This window comes from Kurthia gibsonii, from assembly GCF_006539985.1.
Classification (GTDB): Bacteria; Bacillota; Bacilli; order Bacillales_A; family Planococcaceae; genus Kurthia; species Kurthia gibsonii.
Genome location: NZ_BJOB01000011.1, coordinates 61,676 through 78,442, shown reverse-complemented (window position 1 = coordinate 78,442; position 16,767 = coordinate 61,676). Strand labels below are relative to the sequence as shown.

Annotated in this window: 19 protein-coding genes; 12 read left to right on the top strand and 7 right to left on the bottom strand. The window is 34.7% G+C overall.

All coding sequences use genetic code 11. The features are described 5' to 3' along the window. Positions 1-240: hypothetical protein (locus KGI01_RS05555; RefSeq protein ID WP_255314741.1), on the top strand; the 240-nt coding region annotated here is incomplete at its 5' end. Between the two features lie 46 nt (positions 241-286). Here the strand turns inward: KGI01_RS05555 and KGI01_RS05550 are convergent. Beyond that, positions 287-1,717 (bottom strand): HAMP domain-containing sensor histidine kinase, encoded by a 1,431-nt coding sequence (locus KGI01_RS05550; RefSeq protein ID WP_141273863.1) that lies wholly within the window; start codon positions 1,715-1,717, stop codon positions 287-289. Next, a complete protein-coding gene (locus tag KGI01_RS05545; protein WP_141273862.1) occupies positions 1,714-2,403 on the bottom strand; it encodes a response regulator transcription factor in 690 nt (229 codons plus the stop codon). The genes KGI01_RS05550 and KGI01_RS05545 overlap by 4 nt, the downstream gene beginning before the upstream one ends. Before the next feature lie 108 nt (positions 2,404-2,511). On the opposite strand from KGI01_RS05545, the gene KGI01_RS05540 reads away from it, so the two are divergent. Beyond that, a complete protein-coding gene (locus tag KGI01_RS05540) occupies positions 2,512-3,015 on the top strand; it encodes an HPP family protein (protein WP_141273861.1) in 504 nt (167 codons plus the stop codon). Here KGI01_RS05540 and KGI01_RS05535 read toward each other — a convergent pair whose 3' ends face one another. Continuing rightward, positions 3,016-3,462 (bottom strand): hypothetical protein, encoded by a 447-nt coding sequence (locus KGI01_RS05535; protein ID WP_141273860.1) that lies wholly within the window; start codon positions 3,460-3,462, stop codon positions 3,016-3,018. Between the two features lie 174 nt (positions 3,463-3,636). Here KGI01_RS05535 and KGI01_RS05530 point away from each other — a divergent pair, with 174 nt between their 5' ends. Further along, positions 3,637-4,755, top strand: a complete 1,119-nt coding sequence (locus KGI01_RS05530) for a YibE/F family protein (RefSeq protein ID WP_141273859.1) — start codon at positions 3,637-3,639, stop codon at positions 4,753-4,755. Beyond that, positions 4,752-5,528, top strand: coding sequence for a YibE/F family protein (locus tag KGI01_RS05525; RefSeq protein ID WP_068456575.1), 777 nt, complete (start codon positions 4,752-4,754; stop codon positions 5,526-5,528). The genes KGI01_RS05530 and KGI01_RS05525 overlap by 4 nt, the downstream gene beginning before the upstream one ends. Here the strand turns inward: KGI01_RS05525 and KGI01_RS13825 are convergent. Both KGI01_RS13825 and KGI01_RS05520 read right to left on the bottom strand, forming a co-directional pair. Beyond that, the gene (locus KGI01_RS13825) at positions 5,525-5,686 is read right to left on the bottom strand and encodes a hypothetical protein (protein ID WP_170214739.1); all 162 of its coding nucleotides are present in this window, start codon (positions 5,684-5,686) and stop codon (positions 5,525-5,527) included. The genes KGI01_RS05525 and KGI01_RS13825 overlap by 4 nt on opposite strands. A gap of 82 nt (positions 5,687-5,768) precedes the next feature. Beyond that, positions 5,769-6,251 carry a hypothetical protein gene (locus KGI01_RS05520; RefSeq protein ID WP_141273858.1) on the bottom strand — a complete coding sequence of 161 codons (483 nt, stop codon included), beginning with the start codon at positions 6,249-6,251 and terminating at the stop codon, positions 5,769-5,771. Positions 6,252-6,451: 200 nt separating this feature from the next. Here KGI01_RS05520 and KGI01_RS05515 point away from each other — a divergent pair, with 200 nt between their 5' ends. From KGI01_RS05515 to KGI01_RS05495, 5 genes are all read left to right on the top strand, one after another. Continuing rightward, a complete protein-coding gene (locus KGI01_RS05515) occupies positions 6,452-7,606 on the top strand; it encodes a betaine/proline/choline family ABC transporter ATP-binding protein (protein WP_068456569.1) in 1,155 nt (384 codons plus the stop codon). A gap of 24 nt (positions 7,607-7,630) precedes the next feature. Continuing rightward, positions 7,631-8,287, top strand: coding sequence for an ABC transporter permease (locus KGI01_RS05510; protein WP_141273857.1), 657 nt, complete (start codon positions 7,631-7,633; stop codon positions 8,285-8,287). Between the two features lie 12 nt (positions 8,288-8,299). Then, on the top strand, positions 8,300-9,208 hold the full coding sequence (locus KGI01_RS05505) for an osmoprotectant ABC transporter substrate-binding protein (RefSeq protein ID WP_087680971.1): 909 nt from the start codon (positions 8,300-8,302) through the stop codon (positions 9,206-9,208). Between the two features lie 2 nt (positions 9,209-9,210). Next, on the top strand, positions 9,211-9,906 hold the full coding sequence (locus KGI01_RS05500) for an ABC transporter permease (protein WP_141273856.1): 696 nt from the start codon (positions 9,211-9,213) through the stop codon (positions 9,904-9,906). A gap of 104 nt (positions 9,907-10,010) precedes the next feature. After that, positions 10,011-10,697 (top strand): dihydrolipoamide acetyltransferase family protein, encoded by a 687-nt coding sequence (locus tag KGI01_RS05495; protein ID WP_141273855.1) that lies wholly within the window; start codon positions 10,011-10,013, stop codon positions 10,695-10,697. A gap of 41 nt (positions 10,698-10,738) precedes the next feature. On the opposite strand, the gene KGI01_RS05490 is transcribed toward KGI01_RS05495, so the two are convergent. Beyond that, a complete protein-coding gene (locus KGI01_RS05490) occupies positions 10,739-11,929 on the bottom strand; it encodes a class I SAM-dependent rRNA methyltransferase (RefSeq protein ID WP_141273854.1) in 1,191 nt (396 codons plus the stop codon). 246 nt (positions 11,930-12,175) lie between these two features. Between KGI01_RS05490 and KGI01_RS05485 the strand changes: the two genes are divergently transcribed. Both KGI01_RS05485 and KGI01_RS05480 read left to right on the top strand, forming a co-directional pair. Then, positions 12,176-13,081, top strand: coding sequence for a C40 family peptidase (locus KGI01_RS05485; RefSeq protein WP_141273853.1), 906 nt, complete (start codon positions 12,176-12,178; stop codon positions 13,079-13,081). A gap of 257 nt (positions 13,082-13,338) precedes the next feature. Further along, complete coding sequence (locus tag KGI01_RS05480; protein WP_373863119.1) at positions 13,339-14,148, top strand: YitT family protein; 810 nt, start codon at positions 13,339-13,341, stop codon at positions 14,146-14,148. Positions 14,149-14,276: 128 nt separating this feature from the next. Here KGI01_RS05480 and KGI01_RS05475 read toward each other — a convergent pair whose 3' ends face one another. Then, complete coding sequence (locus KGI01_RS05475; RefSeq protein ID WP_068456545.1) at positions 14,277-14,606, bottom strand: heme oxygenase; 330 nt, start codon at positions 14,604-14,606, stop codon at positions 14,277-14,279. A gap of 467 nt (positions 14,607-15,073) precedes the next feature. On the opposite strand from KGI01_RS05475, the gene KGI01_RS05470 reads away from it, so the two are divergent. Continuing rightward, positions 15,074-16,633, top strand: a complete 1,560-nt coding sequence (locus KGI01_RS05470) for a sensor domain-containing diguanylate cyclase (RefSeq protein ID WP_141273851.1) — start codon at positions 15,074-15,076, stop codon at positions 16,631-16,633. Positions 16,634-16,767: the final 134 nt, after the last annotated feature.

The window sequence follows — 16,767 nt, the reverse complement described above, 5'->3', positions numbered from 1 at the left end:
GGTATTTTTATGGATGAAAAAACATGGCTAGAAGTACAACAAGCAATTGATGAAGGACAGGAATTGAGTTTTGATTATAGAGGAGAGGAATGGTGGATTAGTCGAATAGATGATGAAAGAAGTTTTCTATTAACACGTTCTTCAGATGGTCTTACGCAATATTTCAAAACTGCAGAAGAACTATATGAAAAAGGAATGATTGATGGAAGACCATTCATTGAACGCATTGCAGAATTATAAAGAGGAATTAAAAAACACCGAAGCATAAGTTTCGGTGTTTTTTATGTTATTGAAGCGGGAGGATAATTGAAATCGTCGTACCTTCGCCTTCTTTACTCTTAATATAGACGACACCATCATGTGCTTGAATAATATCTTGAGCAATTGCCATGCCGAGACCAGAACCTTGTGTATCTTTTGTGTTCGTTCCACGATAATAGCGATTGAATAAAAATGGCTGCTCATCTACAGGAATACCTTTTCCAAAATCAATAATCTGAATTGTTGCAAAATCTGTGGATAACTTTTCAGAAAAATAGTTTTCGTGTTCTTGTGGATAACCTGTGGATAAGTTGATTTGGATATCTGTATTTTCTGAATTGTGGATAAGTGCATTGTAGATGAAATTTAATAATGCACGTTTAAATAAATTCCAATCCAAGGTTGCAGATAATGTTTCAGATTCAGCTTCAAATGTAATAGAACGTGTTTGATAAATCGGATCGTTTAAGACATCAATTACACATTCGCGAACGAAAGAAGAAAGTAATACTTTTTCTTTTTGAAGTGGGAATGTACCGCTCTGTAGCTTAGTTGTGAGGTTTAAATCATTTAGTAAATCGCGCATGTAAAGTGATTTTTGCTCAATAATTTGTGTATAGATCAGGCGTTCCTCATCTGTTACATCTTCCTGTAATAATTCTGCGTAACCTTGAATCGAAGCGAGCGGTGTTTTTAAATCATGTGATACATTTCCAATCCATTCATTTCGCATTTGATCGAGCTTTTTTCGTTCTGTTTCAACACTCTTTAACGTTGTGGATAAATCATTCATATTCTCAAAAACTTCTCGATAAGGTCCACTCTTAACGGAAATTTTTTCATAGTCTTGATGTTTTAAACGATGAATTCCTTCAATGAGTGTATACATCGGCTTCGTTAAGCGACTTCCGAATAAGAAACCGACTAGTGTAGCGATTAATAAATCCACAACTAGGAATACTAAAAATAGTTTTGTAAAAATATACGAGATTTGATCAAAATTAAAGTTGTAAACAACACGCGTTAATCTAGGATCTTCAACCCCAAAAAAATAACTCAAATTTTCGGCTTCGCCGACAAAAACAGTTGTCTGCCCATTCACTTCTTTATACTTATACATCTGAACAATTTCCACAGGACTATAACTTGTAGGTAAGGAAGCAGGTGTTTGATAGGCAGCAACCTCTTTTCCTTCCTTATTTAAAATTTGGACCCATGCATGATTTTCTTCTAATATTTTTTGCCCGCGATTCGTAATGGTGGGTTTCCCATTCTTCACGATAATTTCATCTGAAAAACGTGTTGCAGTCACCTCTACAGCTTCAGGTGAAGTCGCAGTTTTTTTATAAGATTGAATAAATAAAAGTGCAATCAGTAAAAGTGTGTTCATTACAACAATCAAACCGACAATTAATACGATGGATACAAGAAAACGTCTAGTTAAACGCCATTTCATGATTGCACCAACTTATAACCTAAACCTTTAACTGTTATTAAGTAAGTTGGCTTGGAAGGTGTATCCTCAATTTTTTCACGTAGGCGGCGAATATGAACCATAACGGTATTGTCTGAACCGTAAAAATCTTCACCCCAAACGCGTTTAAAAAGTGTCTCTTTACTTAAAATTTGGTTCGGATGGTGCATAAATTCGCGCATTAACCTAACCTCTTTTGCAGTAAGCGGAAGTACTTCGCCATTTTTAGCAATCTCGGATTCCTCAGATTGAAATGAAAAAGGACCTACTTGTATTTTAGGAAGCTGTTGCTCTGCATAACTTGATCTTCTAAGTTGTGCTTTGACGCGGTAGGCTACTTCTTTTGGTGAAAAAGGTTTTGTAATATAGTCATCTCCACCAATTGCGAGCCCAAGTAATTTATCAATTTCTTCATCTTTTGCTGAAACAAATAAAATTGGAATGGTTGAAACCTCTCTAATTTTTTTACAAAAATCATACCCGTCACCGTCCGGTAACATAAGATCTAATAAAATTAAATCGGGCTGGAATTCTTGAAAAACCGTCCAAGCATCTTGTAAAGTATGTGCTTTTTGAATTGCTGAAAACCCTTCTTTTACGAGGACATGCTCTATTAATTGTGCTAAATCTTCTTCATCATCAACAATTAAAATTTTATCGTGCGCCATTTGGACACCTCCACTCAATATAATAGCAGTAAAAAAAGTATAAAAATAAAATTGTTTCAAAGGAAATTTTGCGTTAAAGTATTCAATAGTAAATTTAGGAGGAAGGAAATGAATTATTTTAAAAAAATGAAGGGCGACGCAAAAAGCCCACTACAAGTAAATGTAAAAGACTTATTTACAGCATTCGTCGGGAGCTTCTTAACTATTATTTTATTATTAGAATTAACAGAGATGACGGATACACCGTGGTTTATGGCATCATTCGGTTCAAGCTGTATTTTAGTATTTGCGAGTTGGAATGCACCACTGGCACAACCAAGAAATATCGTCGGTGGACATGTCATATCTGGTTTTGTCGGTTGGGCAGTAGCAGGATTAGTTGGCACAACACCTATGACGCTTGCACTAGCAGTAGCGGTTGCAGTTGTCTTTACCATGGCATTACGTGTAACACATCCACCAGCGATTGCGAATGCACTCATTGTTATGATTAGTGGTTATCACTTTGAATATCTCTTTACCCCGATTCTACTCGGTTCATCTCTTGTAGTAGTAATGGGTTTACTCATTAATAATATGCGTAGAACACGCAGATATCCTGTATTTTGGTAACTATTCTACAACCATTGCATTAATATCTGTAAAATGTAGTACCAGTATTTGATGTAGGGCATAGACTTGTTGTTTCATATTTTGAAGCGTAGAATCATCTAAACTTATAGACTCCATTCTAAGTAAGTCATAGAGATAACGTTCATAAGCATGGAAAAAGCTATGTGCAAAATCATCTATTGGACAAGAGATGATTAAATCTTGCTCATCTAAAATGATGAGTGTTTTTTGTATAATCACACAATAATAGGCTGTTTGTTCTGTAGATATGTCAAAGTGGTGTACATCATTTTTGTAATGGTTTAATAAACCATCACCCAGTGATAGTAAAAGAGAATGGCCATTTTTTGCATGTAAAATAATTTTATGTTGACCATCTTGTAGATATGAAATCGCAAAATTATTGTGTAAATCATTAAATAAATGGAATTCTAATCGTAATTTCATCTAAAAACTCCTTTACTGAAAATTGTTACGTATAACAATAACAGGTGTTGGTAAAAAGTAACATCGTACTTTGTCACTAGATGACATGAATTTCGCATATGTTATGCTACGAAGTAAGAAACTTTTATGTAAGTCATACGTTTAAAATTAGACTTTAAAATTAAGGAGAGGAATATGAATTTAGTTAAACAAAGAAAATCTTCTAAATCAATTCAAAAGGGAGCTTTGGTTGTATTACTTATATTGTCAGTAATCAGTTCGCTATTTTTTGTGAATCATAATGCTTCATTCTATGACGAAACAATTGCAGAAGTGACACAGACGAAACTCCTGCAAAAAGAACAAGTAACAGATGAGTTTCAAAATCGAGATACTATTTATCATCAAGAACTGACAGCGAAAATTTTAAATGGTAATGAAAAAGGAAGAATCATTCAGTTACAACATACATATACTGCTTCAGGTGGCTTCGATGATGCCTACCATGAAGGAAATAAGCTTTTCGTGAAGAAGAATGCAGAAAACCAATTTGATATTACAGGTATGAAACGCGACCATCTCCTTCTAGGAGTGGTCTGGTTACTTATCTTGATCCTTATCTTTGTTGGACGAAAACAGGGTGTTCTTTCATTGCTTAGTTTAGTCATTAATATGGGGATCATCGCATGGGTTATTCAAAGCTATACAAATTGGGACGACTATTTAATCCCACTTTGCATGCTTGGTTGTGTTCTATTTACAGTGATTTCATTAACGCTTGTCAATGGATGGAATGAGAAGACATTTACAGCGATTCTCGCTACGCTCGTCGGTACATTTATATCCTTTGGTATTGCCGTATTCGTATTATGGCTCACAAAAGAAAATGGCATGCGTTATGAGGAACTACAATTCATTACAAGACCTTATAAAACATTGTTCTTTGCAGGACTTCTTGTCGCATCACTCGGTGCAGTCATGGATATTGCGATTACGATGTCATCTTCTTTATTTGGACTATACGAAAAAAATCCGCATATCTCAATCAAACAGTTAGCAAAATCAGGACGAGAGATTGGGAAAGATATTATGGGACCTATGACGAATATTCTATTCTTTGTCTATGTGAGTGGTTCTATTCCAATGATGGTGTTGTTCTTTAAAAATCATGCAACATTCACTTATACCCTCTCAACCAACCTCACATTGGAGATTGTTCGAGCGCTTGTGGGCGGTATCGGGATTGTTTTAACGATTCCCATCTCTTTATTCATCGTTCTATTCTTCATTAAGAGAAAGCAGGTGAAGCAATGAACAGTTTAGTCGTCCTCGCGATGTTACTCGCGATTCTAATGATTGGGCTTGGTGGTAAAAAAGGACTGCGCTCATTCATCACGCTATTTATAAATTTTGCTTTGTTCATTGTCTTACTATTCTTTATGAATATTCCAGAAGTGAATCCTGTCATTTTAACGATGATTATCTGTATCATCATTAGTTTTATTAATTTATTTTATATTAACGGAACGAATACAATGACAAAAACAGCATTTGCTTCAACGGTTTTCACGACACTCCTTTTATCTGGGCTCATTCTTTACTTTGCCAATGCCACATTCATTCAAGGGTTTGGTAAAGAGGAGACGGAAGAGTTAAGTATGGCTTCTTTACGAATTGGTATTGATTTTTCAAAAGTAGCTGTCGCAGTTATTATGATGAGTACGATTGGAGCGATTACAGACGCTTCGATTGCCATTGCTTCACCAATGAAAGAGATGCATCAACTTAAGCCTGATATTGATCGTAAAAACCTCTTTATTTTTGGTTTATCCATCGGTAAAGATATTATTGGAACAAGTATGAATACATTATTTTTTGCTTTTGTTGGAAGCTACTTAGCACTACTGATCCTGTTTAGTGACTTATCGTATTCATGGAGTGAGATGATTAATTCTAAAATATTTAGCGGGGAAGTTGTAACGATTGCATGTTCAGCGATTGGTTTAATTGCGGTCATTCCAATCACTGCTTTTTGTACGTCGTATGTACTAACGAAAAAAACGCCACCTTCTCAGCAAGAGAATTAGCGTTTTAAAGCATCTTTGAGTTCACGAATACCATAGAAAAGCATGAAAAGAGATGCAGGTATAAAGCCGATTAAAAAAATGACATCGGATAGCTGATTCATGAAAAATAATATGAACCAGATGAATGTGAACAATGTGATGTAAGAAAAGGTATTCATATTTTTTCCTCCAGTATCATCATTTACTCAAAAAGGACTTCGGCTTTTATGTCGAGGTCCTTTTAGTATGAGCAAAATCTAGTTAATCATTTTTAGGTTCTTCAATAATCGTTGTTGTCGTCAGTGCAGAAGTAGTTAAATAGATGACTGCGACGGTAATGCCTGAACCGAGCCAAGTAAATTCAATTCGATTGAATAAGTTGACTAAATTTTGATGGAAAATAAATAAACAGATGCCATATTGAACTAATGTACTAATAATACTAACGCCCGTATTGTAGTCCATATTCATCGATGCCATCGTAAATAAACCGAGCAAGTCAATGACGAAAACAACTACTAAGACTAGTAACAAAAACCAGCCGAAATATAGTGCGTTACGATACCAATGATCATATAAATCTAAATGTGCAAGTTCGTATTTGGCAAGTAGAATCGATAAACCAAAGAATCCGAATAGTGGCACAGTTAGTAATAAGGCAATGATACATAAAAGCAATAAACCAAGAAAAATAAAACCTGAACAACCTGATACTTTAATTTTAAATTGACGATTTTTAAACATAGAATCCCTTCTCTACCACAAAGGTTTGTAAATGATATTACAGTGCGTATTGTCCCATTATAATGCACTTTTTCCCACAATGCACCTGAACTGCAAATTTGGAAAAAAAGCTTATTATTGGTTAAATATTAAAAAATTGAGTAAAATATATGTATTCGGGTAACTAAATGGAACTTACAGAAGGAAGGAGAAGTTGTATTATGTTAAAACTAGAAAACCTTTCGAAAGTCTATCGAGGAGGAAAAAAAGCCGTAGATGATTTGAATATTGAAATCAAAAAAGGCGAATTTGTCGCATTTATCGGTACATCTGGTAGTGGTAAGACGACCGCTCTTCGCATGATTAATCGAATGATTGAACCAACTAGCGGTAAAATTCTTATTAATGACGAAGATGTTCGAAAGAAAAATCCTGTTACATTAAGACGTAGTATTGGTTATGTAATTCAACAAATTGGCTTAATGCCACATATGACCATTCGAGAAAATATCACTTTAGTACCTAGATTACTAAAGTGGGATAAAGAAAAAAAGGAAAAAGCAGCAGAAGAACTGATTAAACTTGTGAATCTACCCGAAAGTTACTTAGATTTATATCCAACACAGTTATCTGGAGGTCAGCAACAACGTATCGGTGTATTACGTGCGTTAGCAGCGAACCAAGATTTAATTTTAATGGATGAACCATTTGGCGCGTTAGACCCGATTACGCGTGATACGCTACAAGATTTAATGAAAGATTTACAACAACGTTTAGGCAAAACCGTCGTTTTTGTAACACATGATATGGATGAAGCAATCAAACTAGCAGACCGAATCTGTATTATGCATGACGGAAAAGTCGTTCAATATGATACCCCAGATAATATTTTATCCAATCCCGCAAATCAATTCGTAAAAGATTTCATCGGCTCACACCGCCTTGTACAAGAAAAACCAAGTGCAAAAGTCGTGGATGATGTCATGATTACACCAATTACAATCTCACTAGAAAAAAGCTTAGACGACGCGATTCACAAGATGGTGAAAAGTCGTGTAGATACACTATTTGTTGTTGACGGCAATAACATTTTAAAAGGCTATTTAAGCGTTGAAAATATTACATCTGAAAGACACCGAACATCGAGTGTGGCAGATGCAATGGATAAGGACGTCTTTTTTGTATATAACAATTCACGTTTGCAAGATTCTGTACGTCGAATTTTACGTCGAAATTTAAAAAATATTCCTGTTGTAGATAGTGACCATCGATTAGTTGGTCTAATTACACGTGCGCATATTGTAGACATTGTATATGACACAATTTGGGGCGATGAGGCCGCTGAAGAAGTCCGTAATGAAGCATCAAATGAATGATGAAATAAAGGATGTGAAACAGATATGGGTGAATTTTTTACAGCAGCAGGAGATTTTTTAGTAAATAATAAGCAAGAAATTTTAGTTAAAACATGGGAACAATTTTATATCTCTATGTCAGCCTTATTATTAGGTATTATCGTCGCTGTTCCAGTGGGTGTTCTATTATCTAAAACTGAAAAAGTCGCAAAAGTGGTCATGGGAATTACAAGTGTCCTTCAAACTTTACCATCTCTAGCGATTTTAGCACTGATGATTCCAATTTTAGGAGTTGGGAAAATTCCAGCGATTGTTGCGCTATTTATTTATACATTATTACCAATTTTAAATAACACATTTATTGGCATGCAGTCAGTCAATAAAGATTTACGTGGTGCTGGTATGAGTATGGGAATGACCAAGCTCCAAAGTATTTATTTAGTAGAGTTCCCTCTTGCAATTCCTGTTATTATGGCAGGTATTCGTCTATCTGCAGTTTATGCAGTATCATGGGCAACTTTAGCTTCGTACATAGGAGCTGGAGGTCTGGGTGATTTCATCTTTAACGGATTGAATTTATATCAACCTGAATTCATTATTGGCGGTGCTGTATTTGTAACGATTTTAGCATTATTAATTGATTTTATTTTATCGAAAGTAGAAAAAATAGCGACGCCAAAAGGCTTACGAGTAGAACGATAGGAGGGGTAATTTATGCGGAGACTGAAATGGATTGTTTTCATTTGTAGCATAATGCTCATCTTATCTGCTTGTTCATCTGGAAAAGATGAAACGATTAAGATTGCTACAGTGACTACAACAGAGAGTGCTATTATGGGGAATATGGTTAAACTCATGATTGAGCATTATACAGATGAAAATGTACAAATGATTAATAACTTAGGTTCGAGTGTTGTCGTACATCAAGCTATGTTAAATGGTGATGCAAATATTTCAGCGACACGTTATACAGGAACAGATTTAACAGGTGCTTTAGGGCAAGAAGCAATTAAAGACCCAGAAGAAGCAATGAAAAAAGTACAGGAATTATTCCAAAAAGATTATGATCAAACGTTTTTCGACTCATATGGCTTCGCAAATACCTATGCATTCATGGTAAGTAAGGAGACAGCGAAAAAATATAATTTGAAAAAAGTAAGTGACTTACGAAAAGTTGCAGACAAAATGCAAGCTGGTGTGGATACATCGTGGATGAATCGTCCAGGAGATGGTTATAAAGCATTTGTAAAGGAATATGGTTTTGACTTTAACAAAGTCTACCCAATGCAAATTGGTCTTGTATATGATGCGGTTGAAGCTGGAAAGATGGACGTTGTATTAGGTTATACGACAGATGGACGTATTTCGAGTTATGACCTTGTTGTATTAGAAGATGATTTAAAATTCTTCCCACCATATGATTGTAGTCCACTTGCAACGAATGAATTACTAAAAACACATCCAGAAGTGAAAAAAATTCTAGAAAAACTTGTCGACAAAGTATCTACAGAAGAAATGCAGAAATTAAATTATGAATCAGATAATAATTTATTAGAACCAGCTGTTGTCGCACAACGTTTTTTAGAAAAACATAATTACTTTGATGATAAAGGGGGAGAATAGGCATGGAAAATATGAATACCTTCCAGCAATTCTTTTACTACTTTGATGAAAACGGTAGTTATGTATTTATGCAATTTGTTCAACACTTTTTAATCTCAATCTATGGTGTATTAATTGCAGCCGTTGTCGGTATTCCTACCGGCATTCTGATTTCAAAATATGGTCGACTTTCAACATATGTCATTACTATTGCAAATATTATTCAAACGATTCCTGGTTTAGCGATGTTAGCCATTTTAATGTTAGCTATCGGTTTAGGTCAAACAACCGTTGTTGTAGCAGTATTCTTATACTCACTATTACCGATTATTAAAAATACCTATACAGGAATCAATAATATTAATAAAGATCTTACTGATTCAGGTAAAGGAATGGGTATGACAAAGCTACAAGTCCTGTATATGATTGAGTTACCACTGTCACTGTCCGTTATTATTGCAGGTATTCGCATTGCGCTTGTTGTCGCAATTGGAATTACAGCGATTGGTGCATTCATCGGAGCAGGCGGTTTAGGAGATATTATTATTCGAGGTACGAATGCTACAGATGGTACAGCAATTATTTTAGCAGGTGCAATTCCAACAGCTCTAATGGCAGTTTTAGTAGACTTAATTTTAAGTTTTATTGAACGAAAGATTGACCCTGTGAAAAAGAATCGTAAATTAGTTGAACCGAAAATTGAATCATTAGAAGAGTAACAAAAGGAGAAATCGTCAAATGGCGGTTTCTCTTTTTAAATACATTGAAATCTATGTAGAAAGGAGATAGCATACAAAAGAGAAGTTAAAAAGGAGAGACGGAGATGACGAAACATAGAGAAGAGCGCATCCCGATTGTCGGTATGCGTAAAAAAATCTATAAAAATTTAGTGCAATCTGCTTTTACGATTCCACATGCAACAGGTATGGAAGAAGTGCAAGTAGATGCGCTTATTACGTATAAGAAAAAGCTAGCTGAGCAATCAAATGTACATATCACCTATTTACCAATCATCATGAAAATAGTGGCACAAATGCTTCAAAAGTATCCAATTTTTAATGCGACCATTGATGAAAAAGCAAATGAGATTGTATTGAAAAAAGAGATCAATTTAGGTGTAGCAATTGCAACACCTGAAGGGTTAATCGTTCCTGTTATTAAAGAAACGGATGAGAAAACAATAGAAGAAATCGCTATAGAACTACAAGATGTGACAGAACGTGCACGACAAGGGACGTTGAAAATTACCGATATTGCTGGCGGCACATTTACGATTTCAAACACAGGAGCAAAAGGCGGCACATATGCTACGCCGATTATTAATTTCCCCCAAGTCGCAATTTTAGGAGTTCATGCAATGAAAGAGCGCCCTGTGATTCTACTAGACCGCACGATTAGTATTGGTACGATGATGGGTATGAGTCTATCGTTCGATCATCGAATCATTGATGGAGACCTTGTTGGGTTGTTTATGAATGATTTAAAAGAAGCTATTGAGAATATACATTAGATAAAAAAAACGCACCGACCCGTTAAGTCAGTGCGTTTTTATTAGTTTAATTTTTGAATGAAGCAAACTTTTAAGTAGTTGAATTCAGGGAAGTCGCGGTTTGCGCGGAAATCTTTTGGTAATCCGAATTGCTCTACAATTTTATATTTTGTATTTGTTTCTTTACATGCTTGGTCGATAAATGTTTTGAATTTTTTCATACCGAAGCTTGCATTGTTTGTTGAAGCAACGATGATTCCTTTTTTCGCTGTAATCGAAAGTGCATCCGCCAATAATTTTGGATAATCTTTTGCTGTTGAGAAGGTCATCTTCTTCGTACGTGCAAAACTTGGCGGGTCTAATACAACTAAATCAAATTTTAATTGATGGCGTTGTGCATATTTAAAGTAGTGGAATACATCCATTACTTTGATGTCCTGTGCTTCAAAATCAATGCCGTTCACACTGAATTGTTCAATTGTTTTTGAAAGTGAGCGTTTTGCTAAATCGACAGAAGTTGTTTCTCTAGCGCCACCAAGAGCAGCAGCTACAGAGAATGCACCTGTATAAGAGAATGTATTTAACATATTTGTACCTTCTGCATATTGATCGCGAATTGTGCGACGTACATCACGTTGGTCAAGGAAGATACCTGTCATAGCACCATCATTTAAATCAATCGCAAAGTTCATGCCATTCTCTTTAATGATAATCGGGAACTCACCCGGTGTACCTTTTACAAAGTCATCTTCTTGTTCGATATACATTCCTTTTGTATCGAAGCGTTTTTTCTCATAAATGGCTTTGTAATTTGTTAATTCATCAAGTGCTTGAATAACAAAGTCTTGATAACGATAAATACCATCGCTATACCAATTGATTAAGAAGTAACCATCATAATAATCAATTGAGATTCCACCAATACCGTCACCTTCGCCATTAAAGACGCGGAAAGCAGTTGTGTCTGCATCATTGAAGAAGTTTTCACGTAGTTGTAGTGCGGCACTGATTTTCTTTGTAAAGAAAGCTTGGTCGATTTCTTCGTGTTCTTTCATCGTTAACACCCAACCAATTCCTTTATTTTGAATACCGTAATAAGCCTTTCCTAAAAAACGATTATGGACATCCACTAATTCAAAAAGTTCGCCTTCATTTTCTAAAAGGTCTTTATTCGATACAGCATCGCGATGGACAAGTGAGTAGCCTCTTTTTAAGTCAGCGATAAAATCTGGTTTTACGCGTAATGTTTTCATAAATAGTATAGTTCATCCTTTATTTTCATAGTTTCTTCTATTATCGCACTTTTCTCTCAGAAAAGCGAAACCGTTCTTTTATTACATACCGTAATAATCTTTAATATTTTTGTAATCTAAATGTCGTTGTTTATATTTAAGTATTTCTATAGACTAGGTTACGTGTGAATGATAAAAAAATGTGATTTTTGAAGATAAAACGTTTATATATATCAATTTGATGAAAAAAACGGGGGAAAATGTACAATGAAGAAGCAATTAATCACAGTAACAACAGCAAGTGCCATCGCATTATCAGCAGGTTTAACAGCGACACCAATGACAGAAGTATCAGCAAAAAGTAGTGTATCTGTTACTAAAAAAGCATCTGGAACATACGTTGTAAAAACAAAAAAGAATGTATATTACCAAGCGAATAAGAAAAAAATTGGTACTGTATCAAAAAATACAGTTGTTACATTAACACATAAACGTGTAGTAAACGGTAAAACATGGTACAAAATTAAATATGGTAAGAAGACAGGTTGGGTATTATCAACAAACTTATCAAAATTAACACTTTCAAAAACATCAAAAGTATCAAAGAGCTTTAAAACATCTGCAAAAAAGAATATATATTCAGCAGCAGGTGGTCACAATAAAAAAGTTGGTACTGTGAAGAAAAATACAGTTGTAAAAGCAACTTATAAGCGTACAGTAAACGGAAAAACATGGTATAAAATTAGCTATGGTAAGAAAACAGGTTGGGTTGTCGGCTCAAACTTAAAAACATATGTAAAGAAAATTTCTACAAGCGGTAGTAAATTAATCTCAACAGGTTCGCAATACTTAGGTGTACCATATGTGTGGGGTGGAACTTCTCCAAGAGGATTTGACTGCTCTGGTTTTACACAATATGTTTATAAAAAAGCAAATGGTAAGTCAATTCCACGTACAAGTGGGGCACAATATGCAGCTTCTAAGAAAGTATCAAAATCACAATTAAAACAAGGTGATTTAGTATTCTTCTCAGTAGGAAGTAGCCGTATTACCCATGTTGCAATGTATGCAGGTAATGGTAAATTGTTACATGCAGCTGGAAATAAAGTTCAATATCAATCGTTAGTAGGTTACTGGGATCGTTATGTAGTAGGCTACGGTACATTCCACTAAAATATATAAAAGATATGAATTCTGTAAATGGTTCATATCTTTTTTGTTCAATAAAAGACAAAATTTTCTAAAATTTCAAATGAAATCACATGATTTTCATGTTTTTTTGAAAACTCCTTGTAAATGCGACCTTATTAGTGGGAATTTTACGTATTTATTTCTAAAATAAGAGTATAAAGTAAAAAGAGGAGAATTTGATGAAAAGAGAAGCAAAGAAAAGAAAAATACAAAGAATTTTATGGCGAGTATTCGCTGTTATGTTTGGTGCGCTAATTGCAGCATATGGATTAGAAGCAATTTTAATTCCAAACAGTGTATCAGATGGAGGCGTAACAGGTATTAGTATCGTCTTATCAGAATTAATTGGCCTACCTTTAGGGGTATGGATTGCGATTTTAAATATTCCATTTGTTTGGCTAGGGTATAAACAGATTGGTAAAAGTTTTGCAATATATTCGACGTTAGGGATTGCGACATTGGCAGCAGGCACTGTCGCAATGCATGATGTTCGAACAATTATTGAAGGTGACACATTACTGATTACGGTAGTAGGTGGGATTATTATCGGTTTTGGTATGGGTCTTGCGCTACGTAATGGTGGTGCCTTAGATGGAATTGATATGTTTGCTGTGTTACTATCACGTAAATTACCATTTGGTACAAGTGATTTGATTTTATTCTTGAATATGTTCGTTTTCATTTTAGTATCATTCGTATTTGGATTTAAAGGAGCGATTTTATCGGGTCTTGCTTACTTTATCGCTTCAAAAGTAATTCATATTGTCGAAGAAGGCTTAAGTGGTGCGAAGACATTTAAAATTATTACGAAAGATCCGGATACATTGGTTGAAACAATTCGTGATCGTTTAGGTCGTAGTGCTACATTAACAGATGTGTATGGTGGCTATTCACATGAAAAATTCAAAGAAGTTACATGTGTGATTAACCGATTAGAAGACACAAAAATGAAATCAATTATTTTTGAAATTGACCCAGAAGCTTTTGTTACGGTGTATGACATGGCAGAAGTAAAGGGCGGAAACTTCAAAAAACGTAATATTCACTAATCTAGGTGGATACATATATGAAAATCCTGTATGATTTCTAAATTATACGGGATTTTCTGTGCTTTAAATAGTATTATCCCTTTTAGCCTCCATTTACGAAGGCTAAAAGAGATAAAGTAGCTTGTATTTTATGCTTCTGTTGATGTCACGATTTCTGAAATGACAATTTGGCTACCTAACATTGGTGATTCTTTTGGTGCTTCGCCTTCTTTTGGTTCAGGGCGTTTGTGAGATTCTTTAAATGCATCGCTATTACGCCATTCGTGGAAGCCATCCAATGATTCCCAAAACATATTGACACTCATTTCATCATAATCTTCAAAGTCGCGTGCAATCGCCACTTCTGTTTTGATGAAGCCCGGGAATTGTTTTAACGTGTCGCCACCCTTTGTAAAGTTTGGAGCCATTTTTTCAGCAAAGCCCTTTTTTACTTTAATACGGTTTGTTACGATAAACATATGCAAAACTCCTCTATTCGATAATGTATAACTTACTAAAAGAGTACTCCACTTATTAAAAAAAATGCAAACGGTAAGAATACAAAAATAAAAAAGACTACCTCATGCAGATAGTCTTTTTTCATAATATTAAGGAGAGTTCTACATAGTCGTGCGATATTTAGAAGGATTACAGCACTACTTGGGGAATAGTTCTGATCTAAATACGTAGAACATGCACTTGAAAACTAGCAACTAGATAATGCTAGTCTGTTGAATAGAATAAAAGGGGGACTAAATCCTAGTATTCTACTCCATATTTGAATTATAGGATGAAAAAGGAAATTCTTCAACATAAATTTACTAAAAATAATAAAAATGAACATAAATTACAATATAATAGTATAAATAAGTTTTAAAGTGTTTTCAATTATAATTGGAATATTTTATAATTAAAGGAAATAGTAAAAAAGAAGTGAGACGATGAAATGAAAAATAATAAAATAAAACTACAGTATCTTATCATCAGCGTGACTTTACTATCATTTATTTTGACAAGTATCGTATCAATTTGGAGCGGTTATAAATTGAATAAAGCGAACTTGGGTGAAAGTGCGATGATTACAAATCGAGTATATGCTCAAAAAGTAGCAGAAACGGCTAATAATTATTTAGCAGAGCAACAGAAAATTTTAAAGGTTAATACGAAGTATATTGCAGAACGTATAGATGACCAATCACATTTAGAAAAACATGCAGATTTTATACGAAATCAGATGAGTGCATTCAACTCGATTGCAATTGTTAATAACAAAGCAGTTGTTCTCGCAACGTCTCCACAATCGTTAGATTTAGTTGGTGTAAAATTAATAGCTGAAGCAACGAAAAAAGCGATTAAAGAACAAAAGCCCATGATTTCTCAACCTTATACGAGTGTGAGTGGTCGGTTGATCGTTTTTGTAACGACACCTATCTTTTCAGAGAAAAATGAATATCTTGGTTTAATTGGTGGCACGATTTATTTAAAAGAAAAAAATATTTTATATAAATTATTAGGTGCACATCCATATGATGGTCAATCAACGGTCTATGTTGTTGATCGAGATGGTACGATTATTTATGATGAGCAAAAGAAAAATATTGCGCGTGATTTACCTGATAATGACATTATAAATATGGCGATTCACAAAAAAACAACAGGTGTTGTTAAAGGAGAGAATACAGAGAATCAAATTGCTTTTGCAGGTTATGCACATGTTGAAAATACAGACTGGATGGTTATCGCACAACGACCTGCTTCTGCAGTTGAAGCGCCGGCTAAACAATTATTCAAGCAGATGTTTTTAATTGCACTACCGTTCTTAGCTATTTCTTTAATTATTGTTATTTTCCTATCATACCGAATTGCAAAACCGCTTCAACGGTTAGCTCAGTTGACAGAGAGCAGTAAATTGAATGATGAGGAAAATAATTTCCGTTCTGTTCAGGCTTGGTACTATGAAGTGATTCAATTGAAAGAAGCGCTTATTCAAAGTTTTAGTCATTTACATGAACAAGTATTGGAGTTAACAGGTAAGTCAGAACGCGATGGATTAACAGGTTTATATAATAGACGAACACTGGATGATCGTTTAATGTCTTGGACGAAGGAACAAAAAAGTTATGCAGTCATTATGTTTGATGTCGATCATTTTAAAAATGTAAATGACACATATGGACATGATGTGGGCGACGAAGTTCTTCGTTTTATCGCAGCAGCTATGTTACAACATGTAAGAACGACCGATTCATGCTATCGTTTCGGTGGTGAAGAGTTTGTTATTTTATTACCGGGTGCTTCGGTTGATGTGGCCTATGAACGAGCAGAAGAATTACGACAATACTTTGAACAAACAAATAGCCCGACATCACTACCAATTCATATTTCAGCAGGTGTGGCAGAATGTCCAAATGATGGAGTAGAAGGAAATGGTGTTTTAAAGAAAGCAGATCAACTTTTATATGAAGCGAAACAAAATGGACGTAATCAAGTAAGGAAATCGAACTAAGACAATAGCAATGAACAAGGGGTAAAAAATTAGATGAAGTATATAAAATAGGTGTCTTTTCTGCTTTTCTTATACGAAGGATTGGACTTTCAAAAAACAGTTCGATAAAATGATGTTTCAGTGTAAAGTTACAC

Coding starts and splice junctions, on each gene's coding strand:
- KGI01_RS05550 (WP_141273863.1), bottom strand. CDS start 1,717: ATGAAATGGCGTTTAACTAGACGTTTTCTTGTATCCATCGTATTAATT.
- KGI01_RS05545 (WP_141273862.1), bottom strand. CDS start 2,403: ATGGCGCACGATAAAATTTTAATTGTTGATGATGAAGAAGATTTAGCA.
- KGI01_RS05540 (WP_141273861.1), top strand. CDS start 2,512: ATGAATTATTTTAAAAAAATGAAGGGCGACGCAAAAAGCCCACTACAA.
- KGI01_RS05535 (WP_141273860.1), bottom strand. CDS start 3,462: ATGAAATTACGATTAGAATTCCATTTATTTAATGATTTACACAATAAT.
- KGI01_RS05530 (WP_141273859.1), top strand. CDS start 3,637: ATGAATTTAGTTAAACAAAGAAAATCTTCTAAATCAATTCAAAAGGGA.
- KGI01_RS05525 (WP_068456575.1), top strand. CDS start 4,752: ATGAACAGTTTAGTCGTCCTCGCGATGTTACTCGCGATTCTAATGATT.
- KGI01_RS13825 (WP_170214739.1), bottom strand. CDS start 5,686: ATGAATACCTTTTCTTACATCACATTGTTCACATTCATCTGGTTCATA.
- KGI01_RS05520 (WP_141273858.1), bottom strand. CDS start 6,251: ATGTTTAAAAATCGTCAATTTAAAATTAAAGTATCAGGTTGTTCAGGT.
- KGI01_RS05515 (WP_068456569.1), top strand. CDS start 6,452: ATGTTAAAACTAGAAAACCTTTCGAAAGTCTATCGAGGAGGAAAAAAA.
- KGI01_RS05510 (WP_141273857.1), top strand. CDS start 7,631: ATGGGTGAATTTTTTACAGCAGCAGGAGATTTTTTAGTAAATAATAAG.
- KGI01_RS05505 (WP_087680971.1), top strand. CDS start 8,300: ATGCGGAGACTGAAATGGATTGTTTTCATTTGTAGCATAATGCTCATC.
- KGI01_RS05500 (WP_141273856.1), top strand. CDS start 9,211: ATGGAAAATATGAATACCTTCCAGCAATTCTTTTACTACTTTGATGAA.
- KGI01_RS05495 (WP_141273855.1), top strand. CDS start 10,011: ATGACGAAACATAGAGAAGAGCGCATCCCGATTGTCGGTATGCGTAAA.
- KGI01_RS05490 (WP_141273854.1), bottom strand. CDS start 11,929: ATGAAAACATTACGCGTAAAACCAGATTTTATCGCTGACTTAAAAAGA.
- KGI01_RS05485 (WP_141273853.1), top strand. CDS start 12,176: ATGAAGAAGCAATTAATCACAGTAACAACAGCAAGTGCCATCGCATTA.
- KGI01_RS05480 (WP_373863119.1), top strand. CDS start 13,339: ATGTTTGGTGCGCTAATTGCAGCATATGGATTAGAAGCAATTTTAATT.
- KGI01_RS05475 (WP_068456545.1), bottom strand. CDS start 14,606: ATGTTTATCGTAACAAACCGTATTAAAGTAAAAAAGGGCTTTGCTGAA.
- KGI01_RS05470 (WP_141273851.1), top strand. CDS start 15,074: ATGAAAAATAATAAAATAAAACTACAGTATCTTATCATCAGCGTGACT.